Source organism: Mesorhizobium sp. WSM3873 (genome assembly GCF_001672445.1).
Taxonomy (GTDB): Bacteria; Pseudomonadota; Alphaproteobacteria; order Rhizobiales; family Rhizobiaceae; genus Mesorhizobium.
On sequence record NZ_LYTM01000051.1, the window covers coordinates 1 to 1,274 of the forward strand.

Consider the following 1,274-nt stretch of genomic DNA (forward strand, 5'->3'; position numbering starts at 1 on the left):
TACTTCTGCCGGAAGGCCGTATGCAGGGACGTGGTCAGCGGCCCCAGAATGTAGTCCAGCGCGGTGCGTTCCTCGGTGACGATCATGACCTGCGCCGGCATGCCGGGATAGAGCTGGATCTGCGGCGCAGCGGCGAGTTCCTGCTGATCCACCGCCACGTCGGCGACGTAATAGGGAAAGCCGGTCTTGGCATCGGTGACGCGGTCCGCCGAGACGCGGGTGACGCGGCCGTGGATGACCGGCGTCGTGCGCTGCTTGTACGAGGTGAAGCGGACCTCGGCCGTCATGTCGGCGCGCAGGCTGGATATGTCCTCGACCTTGACCTGCGCTTGAACGATCAGCGAATTCCTGGTCGGCACGATATCCAAAATGGTCTGGCCGGGCGCGACGATCGCGCCGGTCGAAAAGACGGTCAAGTCCATCACCTGGCCGTCATAGGGCGCGCGCACTTCGGCGCGGTCCACCGTGGCCTGTGCGGCAAACATCTTCGGCACCAGATCGGCAAGGTTCGACTGGGTGTCGATCAGCATGGCCGAAAGTTTTGCGCGACGCTCGTTGGTGAGCTGCGCGATCTGGCTTTCGAGTTCGGCCTTGCTCTGGCGATTTCCGGCGATCTCGCCGAGCGCCTGGTCGATCAGGCCCTGCAGGTCGGAGGCCGAGCGGTCGAGCTCCAGGATGCGCGGCTTCGTCGTCAGCCCCGCCTTCAGCAGCTTGTTGAGGCTCGCCTTTTCGTCGATCGTCGACTTGAGCTGCGCGCGGAAGGACTCGACGCGCGCCTGCTTGCCATCGATCTGCTCGTCGAGTTCGGCGATGCGCTTCTGCAGGATCTGCCTGGCGCCGGCCATCGAGGCGCGCTGGCTCTCGAGGTCGGCAATCTGGTTGGCCATGGCGTCCTGCAGATAGGCCTGGTGCTCGGCGGTGATGTCGTTCGGGAAGGCAACCGCCTCATGGCCGTCCAGCTCGGCGCGGATGCGGGCATCGGTGGCGCGCAGCAGCGCATATTGCTGGGAATAGAGGTTGAATTCGGACCGGGCGCGGGTGTCGTCGAGCAGCACCAGCACATCGCCGGCCTTGACGATGTCCCCGTCCTTGACCCGGATTTCCTTCACCGTGCCGCCGTCGAAATGCTGGACGCTCTTGCGGTTGCCCTCGACCTTCACCACCGCATCGGCAAGCACCGCGCCATTGAGCGGCGCGACCGCCGCCCAGCCGCCGAACACGCCGAAGAAGGCGGTGATGATGAGCAGGCCGATCCACACCGGTGCCCGGATCGA

Annotated in this window: 1 protein-coding gene; it reads right to left on the bottom strand. The window is 65.4% G+C overall.

Annotation, left to right across the window (positions count from 1 at the left end; translation table 11 throughout):
- Positions 1-1,274 (bottom strand): HlyD family type I secretion periplasmic adaptor subunit (locus tag A9K71_RS24560; RefSeq protein WP_067002249.1); only part of this gene is annotated, 1,274 nt, incomplete at both ends.